The following is a 24276-nucleotide window of genomic DNA, read 5'->3' as shown; positions in this document are numbered from 1 at the left end:
ACTTTTAATTTTTCAGTTGAAAATTATAATCCACCACAACACCATTTACCAACATTTTAGAGCCCGAGTAAGTGATTTTTCCATTAGCAGGAACGACTACAATTACAGCTGAATTTAATGCCGCGATTTTAATATTTGCGGATGCTGAAACATTTTTGACTACAAAAGTTCCAGAAACGGTATTGTATAAATTCACTTTTTTACCTTTTTCAGCTTTCAAAGAAACCGTTTTGTCCGTCGTATATGGGTTGTAATACAAGAACGAAGGATAGGCTTTGTCATGGAAAAAATCGGTTGCCAGTAAATTCAATTGCAAGATTCCATCAACATCAGTTGTCTTGATAATACTGCCAAAGATTCCCACATGTGCACTACCATACACACTTAATTGTGATTCTTCTGGGTTTTTACCGGGAACCCAAAGCGGTCCATCTCCTTGTGCAACGGGAGCTGGTACATAATCATATTTATCGTAATTCGATTTTTTAATCATTCCTTCATAGGCTATTACTCCTTTTCCTGCTTCGGCCAATTGCGGAATTGTTTCATGCTCATCTGGCATGTATTTTGGATAAAAAAAACGAGATGCATTTGCTGCATTTAACATCCATTTTCCAATAGCGGATGCATATGATTGATTGTATCGCACCATTGGTACCAATGGCCAAGCCATATCATAGGTATTCATCAAAAAGCCATAACCTCCATGATCCACTGTACTTCCTACAATACCTGAAATATCAAACCCATTCCAATTTCCGACTAATACGCCCCAACCTTCGCGACATACAGCGGTTCCATCAAAAGTCCAACCCAACATTTTATCGGTATCATAATGCGTTCCTTCTTCGGCATTCATTTTTGCTGATAAATATGCTCCAAACGGCATTAATAATTCATACGTTGGATTTATTTTTTGCGATTCTAAAGCAGCCATCGCACTTTTTGCTCCTTTTAAATATTTTGGATCCTTAAATTTTTTATAGGCGGAATATAAAACCCAAGCATGTCCCGCTGCAGCATCCGGTTGTGCGCAGATAGTGTTTTTCATGGGTTTCATTTTGGCGTAATCAAAATAGGAATAATCATAATTGCCATTCAAAACCACATCGGCCTCATAAAATTTATCGGCAATTTTTCTAGCCATTTTTTCCAATCCAGGCTCGTTTGGATATTTGTCATATATAGCATAAAACAATAGATTAGGGTAAACATCATACCACCAATCTCGTCCATAACCACCTCCCAATAAAGCTACTTCGGGGCATGTATTATTCATCATAATATCCCAACTGGTTTCGCTGTTGAAATAATTTTTGGTCATTCCGACATAGTTCAATTTCTGCTGATTTGTTTTGTCAATCCCTACCAAACTGGCCCCCAAAGTAGCTCCCATAGTGGCCAGAGCCTCGTGAAACATTCCTTTATTGTTCGTTCCTTGACGCACATCTGCCATTGCTGTATATAATCCCACTACTTCTTGCGGGTAATTTTTTCGGCTATTGTCTTTCCAAACTAAAGGCCAATATTTTCCTTTGGCATTAAAATCAAACACCGTTTTATCAAAACGAAGTGCCAATTCCTTATAATCAATAATTTCCAAATGAGCAGGAATATTGGGCATTTGCTCTACACGAGCTATCTTTTTTTGTGCAACTTGTGCTTTTATACTGGTGCTTAAAAATAGCAACCCCAAAATGGCAATTTTAAAATAAGTTTTCATCAATTAAATTTTAGAATAAAGATTAACGATTTTTAAACAATATGTTCTGCCACATGATCTAGAACTTTAAGATCAATAGATTCCTCTTTTTCCGGAGAAAGTATATTCCCTTCGGCAATTATTTTTTTACTGATATAAATAGAGCACAATTGTAAAAGCGCAATAATACCAATGGCATAACGCAAGGCAAAATCTTCGGAAAGAGTATAATACAAAACCAAGAATGTTCCAGCTCCGCAAAGTCTACCAACATACAAACCCGCTTCGTGATTTAATATATAAGTGAATTCCCCTCTTTTTTCAATATGGGAAACAATATCAATAACTCTCAACTGAATCGGAAAATAAGCTAAATCCATTAACGGTTTGGCTATCAACAATAGCAGCAAGAATATGATCACACCAGTTTTATTATAAAAGAATCCATTTAAACAAGCGCCTAGAGCAAAAAGTATAAGTCCTACGGCGAATATTTTTATTCTGTCTGATGGTTTAGAAAAACGTCCTATAAGGTAAATAACGATTGCTGCCAAAATTGCTCCTATCGATTGTGCATTCCCCAATGCGCCTTCTTCTCCCAATAATTTAAAAATAAGCATCGCAGGAGCGGTTACCAAGAATCCTTGTGCCAAACCTTTGAAGGTAGCTAAAGATAATAGTTTATACCATAACGGATGAAACTTGAAAAAAATATATTGTTTCTGTGCGGGGTTCTCAAATTTACCTCTAAAACAAACAATTGAAGCCACAATTGTAATAAGAAAAACAACTCCCGTAATAATAATATAAGCGCTATGTTTTTCTGCTTCTCCAGTTTTGGATTGAATAAACCAACCTATAGTGGCGGGAATTACAATGGCAATTATGGTATAGAAAAAAGTCTCCAAGCCATAATAATAATTACGGTTTTTGTCATTTGTAATAGCCAATGCCAAATAATCCCTGTTTGACCAATACAAACCGAACGACATTCCCATCGTGATCCCAGCGATTCCGATACCGGTTAAATCCAATATCTTGAACGACATCATGATAATCATGGCAACACCGCTCATCATCATTCCCAAGGAATACAATTTACGGATATTAAAATGTTTCAGCAAAAAACCATTTAATAAAAAAGTAAGCGGTATTCCGGTATAAATGGCCAATTGGTAAATAACAACTTTGGAGGTGTCATTGGAGTTTCTCATGATGTAGGCTGCCACAAAAATATCAATTACAGGCAACACCAAAGCATACACCAAATTGGTAAAAATTAGGATTCGAAAATTACGGGTCTGGCTTTGAAAATGATCAATTTCAGTTTGGATTTTTTTAAACATGGTTAAATTTTAAAAGTGAATAGATTTCTTTTATTGAAAATTTAGCACCACACACAAATTCATCCGAAGCACCATAGTAAATAGTAATGGTATCTCCGTCTGGTTCTACAATGTGACCGTTTGTGAACACTACATTCCCAAAGAAACCGCTTAATTCGTATTCTTCTGTAGGAATCATAATAGGTAATTCTGTTTGGGCAATTACTTTTGAAGGATCTTCTAAGTCCATTAAGAATGCACCCAAACAATACTGATGATTTTCATTGGCACCATGATAAATTGACAACCATCCCTTTTCTGTTTTTATTGGAGCAGCACCGGCGCCAACTCTTTTGCTGTCCCAAAGCCCTTTTCTAGTTTTGATAATGCATTTATGATTTCCCCAGTGCAACCCGTCCGGTGATGAGGCAATCCAGATATAGTTTCCGCCTATATCCACACTGCTAGGGCGATGAAGAGCATAGAACAGACCGTTTATTTTTTCTTCAAAAATGGCACAATCTTTATTGTGAGCCGGCAAAATCATTCCGTGTTTCTCAAATGTTTTCCAATCTGTGGTCGTGCGTAACCCTACTCCAACCCCATTGTCTGAAACTGATGTAAAAGTTAAATAGTATTTTCCGTCGATTAATGCCACTCTGCAATCTTCGATTCCAAAAGTTTCAAGCATTCCCTCACCAACTAAAAGAGGATAACCTTTTGGTTCGTAAAAATTGATTCCATCTTCGCTGCACAGCAATCTTAAATGAGAAAGTGTCGTAAGATAATCAACGCCTTTATAGTTAATTACCCTGGCATCGGTAGCGATTAACTCGGGATCATTGGTAGGAATTTCAATAATTTCGGTGCCGGTTTCGGTAAGAATGGGAAAAGAAATCACTCCTTCTTTTTGTTCGGGTCTCTCGGCAACTCTTACCAATAGCCAAGTTTTACCTTCGTATTGAAATACACCTGGATTTAACAAACAAGTAATTTGCAAGCCATCGGTACTCGCCGGCAAATCCTTTGGTGATAATAATGGGTTTTGTTCGAATCGTTTTGCTATGTCTTTCATTCTTTTCAATTTTAGTTTTTTATTTTTTACATCTTAGTTTTTAAAGTCTGGATCCATCTTTGGTGTTCTGCTGCCTATAACTTCATCTGCCATCAGAATGAATACATTCCAACACAGACCTCTCGTTGAAGGCCACCATGAATCGGTTGTTGTCCATTTTGTTGGTATAAATTCTTTGCTGTAAGGCCATTGTGGATTGAGATTAATCTCGGCCCAAGCTCTATTCTCCATCATTTTTTGGGCATTCTTCCATCCATGTTTTGCTCCGACTACATAAGCACAATATTCAGCACGAAACCAACTTCCTCCATTGTAATATATCCCGTCATTAGCCCCTCCAACATAATTTGATTTTCCAAATTCACCAAAAGGCTGGTAATCGGTATTCATAAACGAATATCCTTTTTTATCTTTAGTCAGTTGAATAATTAAAGGTGCCGTTGTACCGTATTCCGGATGGGGAGAATTGGGCACTTTATTGAGCAATGGAATTTGGTTCAAATGATTTACGACCATTTCATCTGTCAAAATAGTACGTTTGAACAACCAAAGAGAATAGAATTCGGGCTCTAGATCAGTTATTGCTATAATGTCTGGGAATTGTTTGTCGTATAAAAGGTGTTTTCTTTTTACATCATAAAAATTACGGTATTCTGCTTCTGCTTTTTCAATATAGGAATCAGATATTTCATAACCCAATTCTTTGATGGTTCGCAGAGCAATCGCCAGCATTCCTTGATTGACGGCAAGTCTGTCCGTTTTTGGATTAAAATCAAGAACATCCACCTGGCACAAAGGGAAATGCGATTTACATTTTCCGTCTTTGTCATCGTCAAACTCATTCAAAACAAAATCGACAGCTTTCTGAATTTTATCTTTTGGCAATTCAACACCAAAACGTCTCTTATTCATCATAGCCCAAATCAGAAATTGAATAGTGGCTTCGTTGTCTTTTACTTCAATCGAACCCATATAAGGCGTTATAATGGTACCAACTGCTCCTTTTTGATTTTGGGTTTGCGCCCATTTATTCCAAATAGACAGATTGAGTTCCTTATTATAACTTGACACTATCGAAAAAAAAGAATCTCTATTATACATATCAGGCGAATAGTTCATATTTGGAACATTGAAAGGCGAAAAATCGTCAATCGAAGTAATCCAGGTAAGCATATTAAAATTAGCATACATCATTTTTTCTATTTCAGAGCCTTCAAATTTTTTGGCTTCCGCCAAACGGGTTTGAGAAGAAATAACAAAATCATGATGATTGGTAAATGGCTCAACAAAAATGTACGTTGTTTTTGTCACCGTTTCGCCCATAGCTATTTTATTATAAGGCTCTATGGACGGGTCATGTGCTACAATTTGAAGATTCTTTATCTGAAGTGAACAGTCTTTTGCATCATTTGCTCCAATAAACAACGAAACGCTGTCATTTTCAATATAAGGAACCAAAATACTTCCTTTGAAAAGTGTCCACTCCTTTTCTTGAGTGGGAAACTTATCGATGTATTTTATTCCGTTTTCTAATTCAACTGTTTTCTTACCGTTTTTGATTCTGAACAATTTTAATGCAAGTGGCGTAGATCCTTTAGAAAGGAATGAAACCGTATATATTTTTTGATCTTTGAAAGGAGCAATCATTTCAAAACCAGATTGCTCATTTGAATTAATATTTAATTTATAAATACTGTCATTTTTACTAATTTCAACTGAACCAACTTTCTTATATTGATTATTGAGTTGTAATTTTAGTTCTTTTCCCGAATCTAAATTATAAAGTTCACCAAAGCTTTGTTTGATATAATTTTGATTTCTAGCTCTTTCCTCTAAAGTTGCCACCGACACTAAATTAGGATCTGGAAGTTTTCTCATCCCAACAAATCCGCCGCCATGACCGTTAAAGCGTCTTCGTGTGGTTCTTGTATAATGATTTTTATAGCCTGCGTCCATCAAGAAACCAACTACCTGATTATCTGGCGTAACAAATCCAGCTGAAGGAAACATTTCATGTGCAAAACCTCCCTGAAAATTATCATATTCAAAGGTTACATATTTTGAAGGTACCTGTGCAGGTTTTGACGTTTCGGTCAAAGTATAATATATAATTGGCATCCCCGTTTGGGTAATGTCGATGCTCTTTTTTACAATATTTTTATTAATGACTTCATACGAAACGATAACCGAAATATTCAAATCAAAGTCTGCTAGATAGGTTTTTCGGGTTAGTTCTATAGTATTTGAATCCCCCTTCCACTCTGCTCCCGTCCAATTCTTTATACTGGTTTTTTCACTAAAATCAGTATTTGCCATATCTAGCGAAAACTCTTCTGTATTATTAACCAAAAGCTGATTTCCATTATAAACAGCAACATTATAACCTTGTATATCATCGCCTACAACTTTTAAATTAATATTCTGGCTTGACGAAATCGTTCCGACAAAACAGAATAGTAAAATAGAAAGGGTATTTAAAAATTTACACATAGTAAAATGTTTTATTATTTATTAGGCTAATCAGAGCTCTACATTATAGCTGGATTCGTCTTTGTTAGATGGGTATTTTGTCTTATTAAAAAAGAGAAGCAGCAATTTTTTTAATTGCAACTGCTGCTTCTCATAACTAACATATTTAAATTACCAAATTCATTTAAACTAACAATTTAATATCCAGGATTTTGCTTTAAAAGTCCTGCCGAAGCATCCACTTCTGATTGAGGAATAGGATACAACATATGTTTGTCTTGGAAATTTTTGCCATGTGCAGTCATCACTTGTTTAGCAATCCCCCATCTTTTTAAATCAGGCATTCTTTGATTTTCAAAACCAAGTTCAGCTCTTCTTTCAGAAATCAACCAATTTTTAATAGTCGCTTTATCTGTAGATGCACCTCTGTCTGGCAGTGTTCCTGCAGGTACAGGAGTTCCGTCAACAGTAACTGTGTTTCTGGCTCTTGTTCTAATTTGGTTTATGATACTAATAGCACCTGAATAATCACCCGTTTCGTTAAGTGCTTCTGCTTTCCAAAGCAAAACATCGGCATAACGAATAAGTACTTTGTTGTTTGACGCATCATCATCTCCTTTATTGCTGCCATCTGTGGTACCTAAAAGTTTATTAACCCACTGTTGAGGTGCATTCACGGTATATAACTTTCTAGGGTCATTAGGCTCAAATGAAGCCAAGAAATCATCACTTGGAGCAAAGAATCCCCATCCAAGAGGAGCACAAATTCCATTTCCTTTTCTTGGATCTGCTTGCTTAACGTGATTATAAGAGAAGATAACTTCGTTGTCTGCATATTCAGTACTGAAATTATCAAAATAATTGGCATCCAAACTAAAAAAACCAGTAGCTTCCAATTCTGACACTAATGTAGTTACACCCGTCCAATCCTTATTGTACAAAGCAGTTTTGGCAAGAAGTGCAATGGCTGCTCCTTTAGAAACTCTCCATTTTTCTGTATCGGATCCGTATTTTGAATTTGGTAAAAGTGATTTTGCTTTTTCCAAGTCCGTTTTAATTTGACTCCATACCGTCTCTTTTGGTGCTCTTACTGCCAAATCAAAAGCTTCTTGATATGTTTTTACAGGGGAAAGAAGTAAAGGCACATCTCCAAAATTAGTCACCAACGAAAAATAATAGTACGAACGTAAAAAATAAGCTTCACCAATCAATTGATTTTTTCTTTCGGTTGTGATTCCGGTAATTTTCTCAATATCTTCATTTAATAGAAAACTTAATGCAATATTGGTTCTTTTTATCCCTTCGTAATCGTATTTCCAAAGTCCATTTGGCCCTCCATTTGTCGAAGTAAAAGTAAAGTTATTAATCTCATCCATCCAAGGCTGATCTCCATCGGGAGACCATTTTTTCTCCATATCATCGGATGCGATATCATCTATTACAATATCATTTTGAAACACCAAACCACCATTCCAATCCCATTCGGCCAACTGGTTCAATTTATTGGATAACATATCATAAGACGATGTTACTGAACTTTCTACAGAGGCCAATGTTGGTTTAGAATTCGCCTGTTCCAAAGTTAACGCACCTACAGGTTCTGTGGTAAGTTCATCTTGGCAACTTGTTAATGACGCTAGCGAAATCATAATCGCTGTTATATATGTATATTTCATGGTTCGCTTATTAAATTTTAAATTTTAAACCTATTAGGATTGAAGTAGATTGAGGATAAGTTCCTTGATCTATGAAAGAAGTCGATTCTGGATCCAAACCAGTATAGTTCGTGAAAGTCAACAAATTTTGACCTGATACATACATTCTTAAATACGTATCACCTATGATTTTTGGATCAAAAGTATAACCGATCTCAAGATTTTTTAATCGTAAATACGACGCATCTTCAACAAAAACGCTGGAAACTTGGCTTCCTCCATTATCATTAAGTGTATTACGTGGAGTGGTATTACTTGTTCCTTCTCCATTCCATGCTCCCAATACTGCAGTAGTAGAATTGAAAGGACGGCTATCATAATCCAAAATTTGTTTTAAATCGTTGTAACGATCTACACCTGAAACCCCTTGGAAAAGGAATGACATATCAAATCTTTTATATTCGGCATTAAATGAGAAACCGTATGTTACTTTTGGTATTGAACTTCCAATGAACGTTCTGTCATCAGCATTAATTTGACCATCTCCATTTAAATCTTTAAACTTAATATCACCCGGTTTTGCTCCGTTTTCATTAGAGAATAAAGTAGAAGATACTTCGGCAGCATTTTGATAAATTCCATCAAATTGTAGTCCGTAATAAGAACTGATAGGTTGTCCAACTACCGTTTTAGTATGGCTCTTGTCATCAACAATCTCCGTAACATATTGCTGAAGTTGCTCCACATTATTTTTTAGTGTGGCAATGTTTGCATTGATTCCGTATTTAAAATCGTGGTCGTTATTTTGGAAATTAGCTCCAAATTCAAAACCTTTATTAGTTACTACACCTGCATTAACATAAGTTCTGTTAATTTGACCAACGGTAGATGATGGTAAGCCTACAGTCAATAAAATATCATCGGTAGTCTTATCAAAATAATCTGCTGAGAAAGTCAGTTTATTATCCAATACACTCAAATCAGCACCAAAGTTAGTTTGTGTAGTAGTTTCCCATTTTAAATCTGGATTACCGTAACGAACTATATTCACGATACCGCCTGTTTCGGTAACAAGAGTTTCATAGGCATTATTAGGGATTTCTTGATTACCTGATTGTCCCCAACTGGCTCTCCATTTTAAATTAGAAATCCATTTTGCATTTTCCATGAATTTTTCTTTAGACATTACCCATCCTCCAGAAACAGAAGGGAAATAACCCCATTTGTTGTTAGGTCCAAAACGAGAAGAACCGTCAGCTCTTATGGTACCTGAAACTAAATATTTATTGTCATATCCATAATTAGCAGATCCAAAGAAAGAAATAAGATTCCAACTTTCTGCAGATCCTGAACTGTGTTTATTGACATCGCTTCCATAATCAAGATAACGGAAAGGATCAGTGGTATTATTATAATTTTGTCTGCTTCCACCTACTGCAGACTGGTCGTATGATACAGTTTCAGATCCTAATAATGCACTAATACTGTGTTTGTCAGCAATAGTTTTAGTGTAATTCAAAGTATTTGCAAAAGTAAACGTAGTCGCTTCACCTCTATTTTCATTCAAGCTTGAAGGTCTATTTTGCCTACCTTGTCCAGGATACGTTTCATTTGCACTATTGTCGTTATCATCTCCAAAATTTTCTCCAAAAGCTTTGTTATGATCGAAAGTGATTTCAGCTCCCAAATTACTTTTGAATTTCAGTGATTTATCAGCTAAGAACGCATATTCACCATATACATTCCCAAAAGTTTTAAAAGCAGAACGTACATCATCTGTAAAATGAACTATTGCAAGTGGATTTGACGTAAATTCATAATTTTGACTCCAGCCTCCATTAGGATTGTTATTCAAATAAAAAGGTAAATCGGTGTACGGATCATTTGCTTTATAAGTTGGATTATTTACATCTTTATAAACTCCTAAAACCGATGGACGCAATAAAGCATGTCTAATTACCCCTGGAGCGTCTCCGCTTGAAGACATTTTATCTTGTCTAGTACTAGTTATCTGAAGATTTGTTCCAACTTTGAAACGATCTGTAACTTCGGTATTAATATTGGTTCTAAAATTAATACGTCTGTAGGTGTCATTGTCACCAACCACTATACCATCCTGTCCAAAATAACCACCAGATATTAAATATTGTGTTTTCTCTGAACCTCCACTAACCGAAAGCTGTAAATTATTAGTTCTTCCAGAAGTAAATAATTGGTCCAACCAATTGGTATCCGATAATGGTATTCCATTAACGTTTCCGTTAGTTTGATCTGTTTTATATGGGCTAATTGCCCCAGCCGGATTATTATTAGAATTATGCCAAGCCTGATCCATTACTGTCAAATACTGATTAGCATTTAGCATTTTAGGAAGATTTGTAGCAAAATTGGTTCCGGAGTAATATTCTACATCAATATTCGATTTCCCTTTAGAACCACTTTTAGTCGTAAGAATTACAACCCCACCTGCAGATCTGGAACCGTAAATTGCGGTAGCAGCAGCATCTTTTAATACAGTCATCGATTTTACGTCAGACATATTCAAGAAAGAAATATCACGGGTTGCAACACCATCAACAACATAAAGTACGTCGTTGTTCCCTAGTGTACCTTCTCCTCTAATACGTATTTTAAGGCCATCTCCAGGAGCACCTGTATTCGCAGAAACAGAAACACCGGCAACTTGTCCTTGCAAAGCCTGACCTACATCAGCCACTTTTGTTTTAGCCAATTCACCCATGTCTACTTGTGCTACGGCACCTGTTATTGATTGCTTTTTTTGACTTGAATACCCTACAACAATTACTTCATCTAATTTTTGCGAGTCGCTTTCTAATTTAGCATTCACTACAGCTTGTCCATTAACAGCAATTTCTCTGTTTTTGTATCCAATATAACTAAATACCAAAACAGCATCAGCACTTACATTATTTAAACTATAGTTTCCATCAAAATCTGTTGAAGTACTTAAAGAGGTTCCTTTTACAACAACATTCACCTGAGGTATTGGACCGCTGCTATCCGAAACGTTCCCTTTTACCGATTGAGCATGCATTATGCTTCCTGACACTATTATTCCAAACAGGAACAAATTATAAATAATTTTCTTTCTCATCATAAGGAATTATTAAATTGATTGCTAATTCGAGTTAAATTTTTCATGTTAATAAAAATTAGGTTGATTAAATGCGTTAATAGTTTTTTTTATAATCAAAAAACGATTTCGTAAATTTATTCAGTAGACACAAAAAAAGGTGTACACTATTTCATCAAAAGTGTACACCTTTTAAAAAAGTGTTGATTTTCAGTATTTTAAAACTTATTTAGTACTTTCCTTTGTACTTCAACTGATAGTTTTTAGGCGTTGTATTATACATTTTATTAAACTCACGATAAAAATAGGAACGGTTATTAAAACCGGATTGGTAGCACACCTCAGATACTGTAAGTACATTTTTACGTAAAAGTTCTGCTGCATATTTTAATCGTATCGTTCGAATTAAATCTCCCGGAGTAAAGCCAAAAATCTGTTTCACTTTTCGATACAATTGCGAATTACTGATGCCTAATTCTTTTTCAATAAACAAGCTTTGAAGATTTTCATTGTCAATATTGGAACGAATCAGTTCAATCACTTTTTTTACAAAATCTTTTTCATCATTATTTATCGGTAGCGTAGACAGATTTTCTGTAAGTGTGTCTTGTGTAAAATGCTTTAGTATTAATTCTTTTTCTTCAAGAAGCTTCTGTATTCGTATTAACAAATGGTCCGGGTAAAAAGGTTTCGGAATATAAGAATTGGCACCACTTTCCAGTCCCTCAATTCTATGGATAACGGAATCTTTTGCGGTAAGCATAATAAAGGGAATATGACAGGTCTTAATATCCTGCTTGATTTTTTTACAAAGTTCTACCCCATCCATCATCGGCATCATTACATCGCTGATAATAATGTCGGGCATTTCCTTTTCAAGAATCTCAAGGGCTTCCAGTCCATTATAAGCAGGTATGATTTTGTATTTTTCCCCTAATAAATCATTAAGAAACAAATGAATTTCCTTCTCGTCCTCAACAAGTAAAATTGTTTGGCGAGTGTCTTGAATATCTTCTAATGAAACAATTTTATCAGGTGTATCATCCGACTTGTTCGGAATCTCTTCTAGAATATTTTTAAGATGATGCGAAATCAAAATCGGGCTTACTTCTACATCTAATTCTTTTTCGGTAAAAGATTCTTTACTACAAGGAATGAGAACGGTAAAAGTGGTCTGTTCATTAGCTATGCTTGAAACCAGAATTTCACCTCTCAATACGGTCACCAGTTTTTTAATATAAGCCAATCCTATACCGGTCCTAAACAAATCATTGTCTGGCGCTTTATTTGTATCCGACAGAAAAAATCGATCAAATAACGAGTCTAATTTCTCTTTCGGAATTCCGCTCCCAGTATTTACTATTGTAATGTTCAACCTTTTGGAATCATCCTGAAGCGTAAACTTAACATCAATTTTCCCTTTTATTGGAGTGTATTTGAATGCGTTTGACATCAAATTAAAAACTATTTTTTCGATCTTATCTTTGTCAAACCAGCCTTGTAATGCAGATGGAATGTCAAGATTATAATCAATCTTTTTATCCAATGCCCATTCATCAAACAATTCGGCGATTTGTTCTACCAAACTGACAAGATCAAATTCTCTTGCTGTTATCTCCAGATAATCGTATTCCGCTTTTCGAAACTCCAATAATTGTTGTGTCAAAAACAATAACCGTGACGAATTGCGCTGAATCATCTGCAGAAACTTTTGATTGCGTTCGCTAAGATTTGCCGTTTCAGATAGTTTTTGAACAGGACCAACAATCAAAGTCAAAGGAGTCTGAAATTCATGGGCAATATTCGTAAAAAAAGTAAGCCTGTTTTCGTGCAGTTCTTCCTCTCTTTTTCTAAAAAGAATATTTTGGCTCAATGATTGACGCTTTTTGTAATAACTCAGCACAAAAAGCACAAAAAGGGTTGTTAGTATCAAATAGATTACAATAGCCAGATTGGATTGCCAAAACACGGGTTTAACCCTAATATCAATAGCATGAACCGGTTTACTCCAAACCCCGTCGCTATTGGACCATTTTATCCATAAAGAATAATTCCCCTTTGGAACGTTTGTAAAGGAAATAATTCTTCGATTATTAATCGTGTTCCAACCCTTATCGAAATGCATTAATTGATAGGCATATTGGCATTTTTCACTGTTAACATAGGTAAGAGCCGCCAATTCAATATCAAAAAAGTTTTGATTATGGTCCAAAACAATGGAGGGATTTGTCTTGGAATCGGGAGATATCACAAGTCCTTGATAATATGGAATAGGCTGATTTTGGCCACTGATTTTATCTATCAAAATATCAGGAATAACGGAAGATTCTTTTATTTTTTGGGGCAAAAAATAATTAAATCCTTTTATTCCGCCCATAAAAATAAAATCAGACTTCTGATCTTGATAAAATGCACCATCAGCAAATTCATTATTCTGAAGACCCTCGTTTTTAGTGTAATTAATGAACTTAAAACTGTTAGGATTAAAATTGGACAAACCAAAATTTGTACTTATCCAAAGATTGGATTTTTTGTCGGCAACAATTCCATGGATGGTATTATTGGGCAATCCTTCTTTGACGGTAAAGCTCTTAAAAACGGCGTTGCCATTGTTCTTTAAATCTTCCAATACATTCAAACCAAAACTTGTTCCTATCCAAAGTCGGTTATTTACGTCTGTCTGCAAACACAAAATATCATTGTTGGATAAACTTTTTGGATCATTTTTGATATTTTTATAAGTGTAAAATTCTTCTGTTTTTTTATCAAAAAGATTAAGGCCCCCCAATCGCGTTCCAATCCAAAGCTGATTGTCGTTCCTAGGAACTATGGAGAAAATAATATTACTGCTTAGTGATTTTGCTTTGTTGCTATCGGCAAGATATCGCTTGAATTCCGTTACTTTCAATTTGTCTCCAGAACGCTCAATTTTGCAGCGAATCATTCCATAGCCATTAGTTCCAAGCCATATAAATCCATTTATATCCTGCGAAATAGTGTAAGTTGACTTAAAATAATCACATTTTTCATTCCCATCTATAGCTGACCAATTAATAAGTTTAGATTTTTTAAGGTCAAAAACCGTAACTCCATCTCCATCTGTACCAACAAAAACAAGATTATCTTGACCCTTGCATAAAGCAAATACAGCATTATTTATTGAGCTGTTACTTTCGTTGAAGTTTTGATACTGTAATGCTTTTTCCGGATCTAGATAAAAATTAGAGGAAAAACGAAACAATCCTTTTCCTTTTGTACCAACCAAAAAAGAATTCCCGTCCACTTCCAGAAATGTTCTGATAATTCCCCCATCCAGCTCAGGAACTTGCGCTTTTGAAATTAAATTAAAAGCTTTTTTCTGTGGATATATTTTAAATAAGCCATCTCCATCGGTTCCTGTCCAAAGCACATTTTCACTTCCTTGCAATAATGTGGTAACCTTTTGACTCTTCAGATATTTTAACCATGGTTTGGAAACGATATTTCCGGAATTATCCAGTATAAAATACCCAGATTTATCAGAAAGTACAATACCCTCTGGAATATGACCAATGATATTGTCAATTTTTTGAGTTGAAAGAATTTGATTTTTATTATCGGATAAAGAATGTAAAAAAGCATTTCCTGAATTTGGAATGATGCAGACTTTTTGATTGGAAATCACTTCAAACGTTCGAATTCTTTTTGAGATTAATTCTACTTTTGAAATTATATTTTTCCCATCATTGGCTTTTTTAAGAGACAAAGCATAGAGTTCATCGTTCTCTAACAAGACCAATAATTCTCCTGTTGGAGAAAATTTCATTTTTTTGACCGCTTTTGTCGAAAATTTTTCACCTGTCAACAATTTAAAAGCAGTGCCGTCAAAATAACCAATCCCCCACTCTTTTACGGCGCAAAACACTTTTTTGGAAGCATCCAATGCCATGTTAAATTCTGATTCTGATAATGGCGGTTTATTTTCTCTGGAAAAGTAAAATCGCTGGAATGCATCTGTTTTTTTATTATAACGATTAATACCATGAATGGTCAATATCCAAATCTGACCAGCATTATCTTCATCTATTTTCAGGATTACCTGATTACTCAGGCTGTTTTCATTGTCCAACTCAGGTCTGAAAATCTTGAAACTATTTCCGTCATATCGGTTCAATCCATCCCAGGTTCCAATCCAAAGTAAATTCTCGGAATCCTGAAAAATAGCATTAACGGAACTATTGGACAAACCTTTGGTATTATCCAATTGCTCCAACGAATATTTTAAATCTGAAGTCTTGGATGAATCTAAAATTAGTTTATTGTTAATCTCGATTCTTTTAGTCAATCGATTATCCCGATATGAAGTATTCTCTTTATGATCACATGAAATAAATCCTGCAAAAATAAAGCTGACGAATATAATTTTAATTTTCAATTTAATAAGGATTTTATATTTTTTTTTGAAATCAACCATGTGATTATTAGCCCTATCACAAACATTCTTTTCGTTCCTTTTCTTAAGATGCATACAATAATCGGATTATTTTGAAGAAGTAGAACTAATACAAGAAAAAAGTTTTCTTGAAGGAATCGAAATAATTATCAAGTAACCAAATGTACAAAAAAAGACAAGCTCTTTAAATCATTCCTGAAATAGTTTGTGGGTTGTGCTAACAGGTCACTAAGTACAAACCTTTTAGATACTGTTACTCTGCTGAATTAATAAAATAGAAAAAATGTGTAGCTGTAAGTCCATATTTAACAACTGTTTTGTAGAACTAAAACAATACTGAAAATGTGTCGCCTAGCCCTGATGGGAACGACATCCTTTTTATCCCGTCTCGTCTTTAGGGACGAGACGGGATAAAAAGATATAGTGGACAGCAGGACTGATGTAGTTGATTGCAAAATTTTCTGCTCCTAAAATTCAATTGCACATAATAACTGTTAATAAAAAAAAAGCCTTAAACATTTTTCAATGTTTAAGGCTTAATCACAATTATAACAACCGAATTATTTCCAACCTCCACCTAAGTCTCTATACACAAGTACGGAGGCGTTGAGTTGTTCTTTTTTCGTATCTATGAGTTCGAGTTTCGATTCTAATGCATCGCGTTGAGTCATCAAAACTTCAAAATAATCGGCTTTGGCTGACTTGAATAAATCTCCAGCCACATCAATCGAACGATTCATTGCAACCACTTCCTGCGATTTTAGATCATAACTTTTTTCTAAATTATTAATTTTGGAAAGTTGGGTTGATACTTCCAAATACGCATTTAGAATGGTACGCTCGTAGTTGTACAAAGCTTGAAGTTGCCGCGCATTGGCAGTGCTATACTCCGCTTTGATGGCATTTCGGTTAATCAACGGTGCAGCCAAATCTCCAGCTAATGAATACAATAACGACTCAGGAAGCGTAAAAAGATAAGACGGTTTAAAGGCATTAATACCTATAGCCGCTGTAATATCAAGAGAAGGATAAAACTCAGCACGTGCTACTTTTACATCCAACTTTGCCGCTTCTAGTTCTAATTCGGCTTGTTTGATATCGGGACGATTGGCCAACAATTGCGATGGAATCCCAGAATTGATTACCGAAGGCATCAAACCCATGAAATTAGTTTTGTCCCTTCTTATTTCCTGTGGATATTGTCCAAGTAAGAAATTGATTTTATTCTCTGTTTCTTTTATGTTTTGAAGAATATCGAACTCCATGCTTTTGGAAGCCAAGACCTCAGCCTGAAACTTTTGAACGGCCAATTCGGTCGTTCTAGCAGCTTCCTTCTGAATTTTCACAACTTCTAAAGCGTTTGTTTGCAATTCGATATTTTTTCTAACAATCTCCAACTGGCTGTCTAGAGCCAGTAATTCATAATACGAATCGGCCACCTCAGAGATAAGATTCGTTATCACAAAGTTTTTCCCTTCAACCGTTGATAAATATCGGCTCACTGCCGCTTTCTTGGAATTACGCAGTTTTTTCCAGATATCAACTTCCCAATGGGCATAAGCCGCCAGTTTGAAATCGCTCAACGGGTCTGGCATTTCCTTACCAGGTTTTATTTCTGTGGATGCATCTCCGGCTCCCTGACTGGTGTACCTTCCCACTTTTTCAATTCCTGCTCCTGCTCCAATACCAACGGTTGGTAAAAGCAAGCCTTTCTTTACCCGGATGTCGTTTTTGGCGATTTCAATTTCCTGCAAAGTGATCAGCAATTCCTGATTGTTTTTCAGGGCTGTATCAATCAAATTTACCAGATTTGAGTCTTTAAAGTAAGTACGCCATGGGGTGGTCGATGTATTGGTTGTATCTGTCCCCATACTCTTATCGAAAGATTCCGGAACAGTCTTGTTTTCAGCCAATGGCGCATTAGCTGGTGCACAACTTACCACCGCCAGGCAAATGCCCAGCGGGATAAGATATTGATATAACTTTATTTTATACATGGTGATCAATTTCTTCGGTTAATGGATTATTATTTTGTTTTTTGACCATCTTGATTTTTGCTGCAATACTACCAAATATGTAATACAAGCCAGGTATTAGCAATACTCCTATAACAGTTCCTAGAAGCATCCCGCCAAGAGCCGCTGTACCAATTGTTCGGTTTCCAATTTTACCTGGACCAGAAGCAAAAACTAACGGTATTAGCCCCGCAATAAATGCAAATGATGTCATTAATATCGGACGGAATCTTACTTTGGCGCCTTCCATAGCAGCTTCTATTATTGTTGATCCGGATTCGTGTTTTTGGACAGCAAATTCTACAATCAAAACGGCATTCTTACCCAACAATCCAATAAGCATTACAAAGGCTACTTGAGCATAAATATTGTTTTCTAATCCGCAGATTGTCAGTAATAAGTATGAACCAAAAATACCCGCAGGTAGCGATAGAATTACCGCGAATGGCAATACAAAACTTTCATATTGTGCCGCTAAAACTAAATAAACAAAAAGCAAACAGATTAAGAAAATATAAATAGCTTCGTTACCGCGACCTACTTCATCCTTGGAAATACCTGCCCAATCAATACCAAATCCTCTTGGCAATGATTTTTCTGCCACTTCTTGAATTGCCTTAATAGATTCTCCGCTACTGTATCCAGGTGCAGATTGACCACTTATTTCAGAAGAATTAAACATATTATGCCTTGTAATTTCAGACAATCCATATACTTTGTCCATATGCATAAATGCTGAAAACGGTACCATTTCATCGCGATTGTTTTTTACATACAATTTCAAAATATCTTCCGGCATAGCTCTATATTCGGGAGATGTTTGAACAATGACTTTGTACTGTCGGTCGTATTTAATAAAACTGATTTCATAGTTACTACCCACTAATGTAGAAAGCGTATTCATCGCACTATCGATTGAAACTCCTTTTTGCTGAGCAATATCGTTGTCTATTCGCATCATATATTGCGGAAAACTAGCGCTATAAAAACTAAATACTGATGCTAATTCTTGTCGTTTATTCAAAACCTTTACAAAATCATTGGTCACTGTTTCCATTTTTTTGTAATCGCCAGATCCTGCTTTATCAAGCAAACGCAATTCAAAACCTCCCGCAGCACCATAACCCGGTACCGCTGGTGGTTGAAAAAATTCAAGTGTAGCACCTTTAATGTTTTTAGATTTTTCTTCTAGCTCTTTCATTATCTCATTGGCAGAATGTTTACGATCTTCCCAACTTTTTAAGTTAACCAAACAAGTTCCAGAATTGGACCCTGTTCCCTCGGTTAGAATTTCGAATCCAGCCAATGCCGATACTGATTTTACACCCTCTATTTTTTCTGCAACTTTTTGCAATTTTAGAGCGACATCATTGGTTCTTTCTAAAGAGGAACCAGGAGGTGTTTGTATGATAGCGTAGAACATTCCTTGGTCTTCGTTTGGAATAAACCCTGTTGGAAGATTATTGTTCAAGAAAAATATTCCAACACAAAAAGTAATAAACATTCCAAAAGTGATGGATCTTTTGTTAACGATTTTCCCCAATGCACCTTGATATCTCCCAGTAAGTTGGTTGAATTTATTGTTGAAACCATCCAAGAAATTGTTCAACGGGGTTTTCTTTCTTACAATACCGTGCGATTTTTTCAACATCATAGCACACAATGCAGGTGTAAGCGTCAATGCTACAACACCTGACAAAATAATTCCTGTTGCCATTGTGATAGAAAACTGTCTGTAGAATATCCCAACTGGACCAGACATAAACGCAACAGGTATAAACACTGCTGCCATCAAAAATGTAATCGCTATAATAGCACCACTAATTTCATGCATGGCTCTTTTAGTAGCTTTGAGTGGCCCCAGATGAGGATCTTCTTCCATCTTGGCATGTACAGCCTCGATTACGACAATGGCATCATCAACAACGACACCAATTGCCAAAACAAGTGCAAATAAAGTAACAAGATTTATTGTAATTCCGAAAAACTGCATGAAAACAAATGTTCCAACAAGTGAAACAGGAACTGCAATGGCAGGAATAATTGTCGAACGCCAATCTCCCAAAAATAAGAACACCACCAATCCCACTAATATAAATGCCTCAACTAAAGTATGAACCACTTTTTCGATAGAAGCATCAAGGAATTTTGAAGCATCATAACTTATTTCGTATTCTACCCCTTTTGGAAATGAAGATTTTTTAATTTCTGCTAATTTTTCCTTTACATCCTTAATAACTTGAGTTGCATTACTACCGTATGATTGTTTAATGGCGATTGCAGCCGAAGGTCTACCATTTAAGTTGGAATAGATATCGTACATCGAACTTCCGAATTCTATAGTAGCAACATCTTTCAGACGCAGTATTTCACCGTTAGCATTCGATTTTAAAATAATATTCCCATATTGTTCCTTAGTGGTAAATCGTCCAGAATATTTCAATACATATTCAAATGATTGGGAACGTTTCCCTGAACTTTCTCCTGTTTTACCTGGAGAAGCTTCCAAACTTTGCTGGCTCAATGCTTCCATTACTTCGTCGGCAGAGATTTTATAAGCTAACATTCGGTCTGGCTTTAACCAAACACGCATGGCATAATCCCTGTTACCAATAATATCGGCATCACCAACTCCATCTACTCTTTTAAGTTCCGAAAGTATATTGATATCCGTGAAGTTATACAAGAACTTTTGATCCATCGTTGGATCTTTACTGTACACGTTGATGTACATTAAATTATTAGATTCTTCTCTCGTAATTTTAACACCCTCACGAACGACAAGTGGCGGTAATTTATTAACCACCGATGCCACCCTGTTCTGAATGTTAATCGATGCTTGGTTTGGATCTGTACCAAGATTAAACACTACTTGTATCGAAGCTTCTCCGTCATTACCTGCGTCCGATGCAATGTATTTCATTCCAGGAACACCATTAATCGCTCTTTCTAATGGAATTACCACAGATTTAATCAATAATTCATTATTGGCTCCAGGATATTCCGCAGTGACATTTACTTTTGGAGGCGAAATAGAAGGCAATTGTGTAACAGGCAAATGGGTCATAGCCAAAATACCAAGCAAGACAATCATCAACGATATTACTATTGAAAGTACGGGTCTTTCTATAAATTTATTAAACATTTTTTATGATTTAAGTATTAAAACTATTCTGCTTTTAATTTCAAATGAGATAACACTTCTTCTGGTTTCTGATACGTGTATTCTATCTTGTCATCATCATTCACTTTTTGAACTCCTTCTAGCAGAATTTTATCATTTTTGGTAATACCGCTTTTAACCACATAGATATCTGGCATGGAACCAGCAATGGTAATTTCTTTTGATTTTACAACATTGTTCTTATCAACTACAAAAACATATATCTTATCCTGTATTTCATAAGTGGTTTTTTGTGGAATAACCAACGCATTTTTCTCTGGAACGGTCATAAGCACCGAACCTGTTTCCCCATTTTTTAAAAGTTTGTTTGGATTTGGAAATTTTGCTCTAAAGGCAATATTACCGGTTTCATTATCAAACTCACTTTCTACAAGTTCAACATTACCCTTATATTTAAAATTTTCGTTGTTAGCCAAAAGTAAACCAACTTTGTTATCAGCACGGCCTTTTACATTGGTTTGATATTCGAGATATTCAGGCTCTGAAACATTAAAATAAGCATACACCTGACTGTTGTCTGAAAGGCTGGTCAGCAATTCACCTTCATCAATAAGACTTCCCAATTTCTTAGGGATTCGGTCGATGGTTCCATCAAATGGAGCCCTGATTTCGGTAAAGGATAAATGGAGTTTTGCCAAAGCAACTTCGGCTTTAGCTTGCTCCAGTTTTGCTTGAGCCATAGCCTGTTCACTTTTTGAAACTATATTTTTATCGGCAAGACTTTTTGCGTTTTGCAATTCTATCTCTGCTCCTTTAGCTTCAGCTTGAGCTTTCAACAATTCGGCCTCATACATTTTTGGCATGATTCGGAACAAAACTTGACCTGCTTTTACAAATTGACCTTCATCAACATAAATATTTTGCAGGTATCCTTTTTCCTGGGCACGAATTTCAATATTTCGCACGGAGCGAATCTGCGAAACATATTGCTTGGTAAACGAAGTGTCAATTTGTACTGGATTGGTAACGGTAAATGTACCGGCTTCTTCTTTTTCTTCTTTTTTAGTTGTACAGCTAGCAAGGGACAACAGGGCAATTAAACCCGTGAACACGATAATTCTCTTCATGATAAAAAATGATAATTAAGCAATTAAACAGATGGAATACAGAAATTCCTTAAGGCATAAAAAACCATCAGTTACCAGCGTGAGACCTGAACCGTCATACGAGATGAGATAAATTTAATATACACCCAATAGGCATACAGGATCACACTTTTGGTAACCGATGTATAGTATATATCAAATTCTTAAAACTCCTATTCTTAGGTAAATAGGATTAGAATAGCCGCAATTGGGCGTGAAGATTTCAAGTAGTTTAGAGTAATCCTTGAAAATAAAGGTACTGGAAAATGTCAAATACCAGTGGTCTAACAAGCTATGTTTTACAGCTAAAGTTTTATTGGCACCACCATTTTTAAGATCATCGCTTCTGTGGAATTCTTCGTCTAAATCTACGTCAGCATCTTCAATTAAGACACTTCCAGGTTCAGCAGTTCTAAGTTTTACATGTTGTTTTTTTACAAAATTCCAAGAGGGAGAGTCGCTGATAGTACCAGGATGCGCAGCAGCATGAAGATACTGTCCACCACCTAGCAGAAAAACACACAGACATATGAAATTTATAATTACTCTCATTTGGCTGCGAAAATAATAAAAGATTGAAATAAAAAAACTTTTTTTTGGCATGCAAAACTGAAAAAAGTCAACGAAAACGTTTTCTTTCGTTGATAATCAGGTATGCTTTGTGTTATGTTAACAATAATTTCTTATTAAATTAATCAATAAAAAACTACAAAAAAATATTTTCTTAATCTTTTCATATAAAAAAGGGCTTTTCTTTATATGAAAAGTAGTTATTACAACAGCACTCGTCTCCTAGCCCCGATGGAAATGGCATCCTTTTCATCTCGCCTCGTTTTTAGGAACGAGACGAGATGAAAAGATATAATGTACAGCGGGAATATTGCTGTTGATTGCGGAATGCTGTGCTCCTAAAAATGTAATTGTTTCAAATAGTCTTCTTTTTTAGTGTTTTTTTCCCTTCCAGTCTTTAAAAATAATGAAAATTCGTTTCTTTGCCGATATCTATAATTTCAACTCAAAAAAACAAAACGTATTAATGCCAGAATACTTTCTAGACATCGAGTACAATAATCTCACTTATGGCGTGGATCAAGTCAATTTTAAGGAGTTTGAATGTTGTACATTTAATCACTGTACGTTTTCGGCTTGTAACTTTATTGATGTCACATTTATTGATTGTGTTTTTAATGAATGTATTTTTAGTGAAGCTAAAATCAATCATGTGGCATTGAGAACCGCAACATTCAATCGATGTGAAATTAAGGACGTGAATTTTGCGATGTGCAACAAACTCATTTTCGAAGTTCGTTTTAACAATTGTGTCCTGGATTTTTCTAAATTTTATACTTTGAAAATAAAAGGGACTCCCTTTATCAACTGCAGTTTGATTGCCGTAGATTTTATGGCAACCGATTTGACTGAAGTTCTTTTTGAAAATTGCGATTTATACCGAGCCGAATTTGCGAAAGCTACCGCCAACAAAGCTGATTTTAAAACTAGTTACAATTATACCATTGACCCAAAAACCACCAAATTGAAGAAAGCCATTTTTTCGTTGGAAGGCTTAAAAGGTTTGCTTTATAAACATGAAATCATCGTGAACTAATTTTTTGAAAAAGAAAATCACATCCCAGACCCTAAAAGTACTGACTGAAAAAATGAAATCTAAATCAACCCTTTCAGCTAATAAACTCAAGATGACTCCCTTCGGTGTGCAAAATATGTTTTGCAGTTTCAATTTCTTTAACGGAACCATTTACTAGCACCGCAAATTTTCCTTCTTTCAGATGTTCTTGGCATTTAACTACTTGTTCTTCTTTTATCCCGGTAAAAGCTAAAAGTGAAATAAAACCACCTGTAATTAGCCCCAAGTCAAGTCCCGCAATGATTCCAATAAGTGCACCAGCTCCATACAAAAAGCCGAAACCCGGAATCGCAAATACACCAATTCCAGTCAGCAAACCAATTAACGTTCCTGCTCCCATACCAACCATAGCGGGCGTTTTTTTTATGGTATCCAGTGACTTGATCTGAATATGATCTTCAATCACTTCTGCCTTGCCTAACAACGAAACATTTTCCATGGGAAAATCATTTTGGCTTAACTCCTTGATAGCATTAATCGCTTTCTCGTGGGTATCATAAATTGCAATTTGTGATTCCATAATTAATCTGTTTTTAAATTAAAAAAGATTATCCAATCCTACAATAATATTAAGTAAAGTTAAGACTTTCAATTG

13 protein-coding genes are annotated in these 24276 nt (G+C 35.5%); 1 reads left to right on the top strand and 12 read right to left on the bottom strand.

All coding sequences use genetic code 11. From position 1 onward, the window contains the following. Window positions 1-4: 4 nt before the first annotated feature. The 11 genes from KZH69_RS13665 to KZH69_RS13615 form a co-directional block, all read right to left on the bottom strand. Window positions 5-1723, bottom strand: coding sequence for a glycoside hydrolase family protein (locus KZH69_RS13665; protein ID WP_219318035.1), 1719 nt, complete (start codon window positions 1721-1723; stop codon window positions 5-7). A gap of 32 nt (window positions 1724-1755) precedes the next feature. Then, window positions 1756-3048 (bottom strand): MFS transporter, encoded by a 1293-nt coding sequence (locus tag KZH69_RS13660; protein ID WP_219318034.1) that lies wholly within the window; start codon window positions 3046-3048, stop codon window positions 1756-1758. Further along, window positions 3041-4102: a glycoside hydrolase family 130 protein gene (locus KZH69_RS13655; protein WP_219318033.1), complete on the bottom strand. Its 1062-nt coding sequence runs from the start codon at window positions 4100-4102 to the stop codon at window positions 3041-3043. The genes KZH69_RS13660 and KZH69_RS13655 overlap by 8 nt, the downstream gene beginning before the upstream one ends. A gap of 33 nt (window positions 4103-4135) precedes the next feature. After that, window positions 4136-6592: a hypothetical protein gene (locus tag KZH69_RS13650; RefSeq protein ID WP_219318032.1), complete on the bottom strand. Its 2457-nt coding sequence runs from the start codon at window positions 6590-6592 to the stop codon at window positions 4136-4138. A 176-nt stretch (window positions 6593-6768) separates the two neighbouring features. Further along, window positions 6769-8247 carry a RagB/SusD family nutrient uptake outer membrane protein gene (locus tag KZH69_RS13645; protein WP_219318031.1) on the bottom strand — a complete coding sequence of 493 codons (1479 nt, stop codon included), beginning with the start codon at window positions 8245-8247 and terminating at the stop codon, window positions 6769-6771. Window positions 8248-8257: 10 nt separating this feature from the next. After that, window positions 8258-11341, bottom strand: coding sequence for a SusC/RagA family TonB-linked outer membrane protein (locus tag KZH69_RS13640; RefSeq protein ID WP_255557965.1), 3084 nt, complete (start codon window positions 11339-11341; stop codon window positions 8258-8260). A 208-nt stretch (window positions 11342-11549) separates the two neighbouring features. Then, window positions 11550-15734 carry a hybrid sensor histidine kinase/response regulator transcription factor gene (locus tag KZH69_RS13635; RefSeq protein WP_219318029.1) on the bottom strand — a complete coding sequence of 1395 codons (4185 nt, stop codon included), beginning with the start codon at window positions 15732-15734 and terminating at the stop codon, window positions 11550-11552. 578 nt (window positions 15735-16312) lie between these two features. Next, the gene (locus KZH69_RS13630; RefSeq protein ID WP_219318028.1) at window positions 16313-17749 is read right to left on the bottom strand and encodes a TolC family protein; all 1437 of its coding nucleotides are present in this window, start codon (window positions 17747-17749) and stop codon (window positions 16313-16315) included. Further along, on the bottom strand, window positions 17742-20912 hold the full coding sequence (locus tag KZH69_RS13625) for an efflux RND transporter permease subunit (protein WP_219318027.1): 3171 nt from the start codon (window positions 20910-20912) through the stop codon (window positions 17742-17744). The genes KZH69_RS13630 and KZH69_RS13625 overlap by 8 nt, the downstream gene beginning before the upstream one ends. A gap of 23 nt (window positions 20913-20935) precedes the next feature. Next, on the bottom strand, window positions 20936-22018 hold the full coding sequence (locus tag KZH69_RS13620; protein ID WP_219318026.1) for an efflux RND transporter periplasmic adaptor subunit: 1083 nt from the start codon (window positions 22016-22018) through the stop codon (window positions 20936-20938). Between the two features lie 174 nt (window positions 22019-22192). Continuing rightward, on the bottom strand, window positions 22193-22588 hold the full coding sequence (locus tag KZH69_RS13615; protein WP_255557962.1) for a hypothetical protein: 396 nt from the start codon (window positions 22586-22588) through the stop codon (window positions 22193-22195). A gap of 484 nt (window positions 22589-23072) precedes the next feature. Here KZH69_RS13615 and KZH69_RS13610 point away from each other — a divergent pair, with 484 nt between their 5' ends. Continuing rightward, a complete protein-coding gene (locus tag KZH69_RS13610) occupies window positions 23073-23642 on the top strand; it encodes a pentapeptide repeat-containing protein (protein ID WP_219318109.1) in 570 nt (189 codons plus the stop codon). Window positions 23643-23715: 73 nt separating this feature from the next. Here KZH69_RS13610 and KZH69_RS13605 read toward each other — a convergent pair whose 3' ends face one another. Then, window positions 23716-24201, bottom strand: a complete 486-nt coding sequence (locus KZH69_RS13605) for a hypothetical protein (RefSeq protein WP_219318025.1) — start codon at window positions 24199-24201, stop codon at window positions 23716-23718. Between the last annotated feature and the right edge of the window lie 75 nt (window positions 24202-24276).

This window comes from Flavobacterium taihuense (genome assembly GCF_019351435.1).
Taxonomy (GTDB): domain Bacteria; phylum Bacteroidota; class Bacteroidia; order Flavobacteriales; family Flavobacteriaceae; genus Flavobacterium; species Flavobacterium taihuense.
Note: the sequence above shows the minus strand (reverse complement) of the source record. Positions and strands in the feature narration are given on the sequence as shown.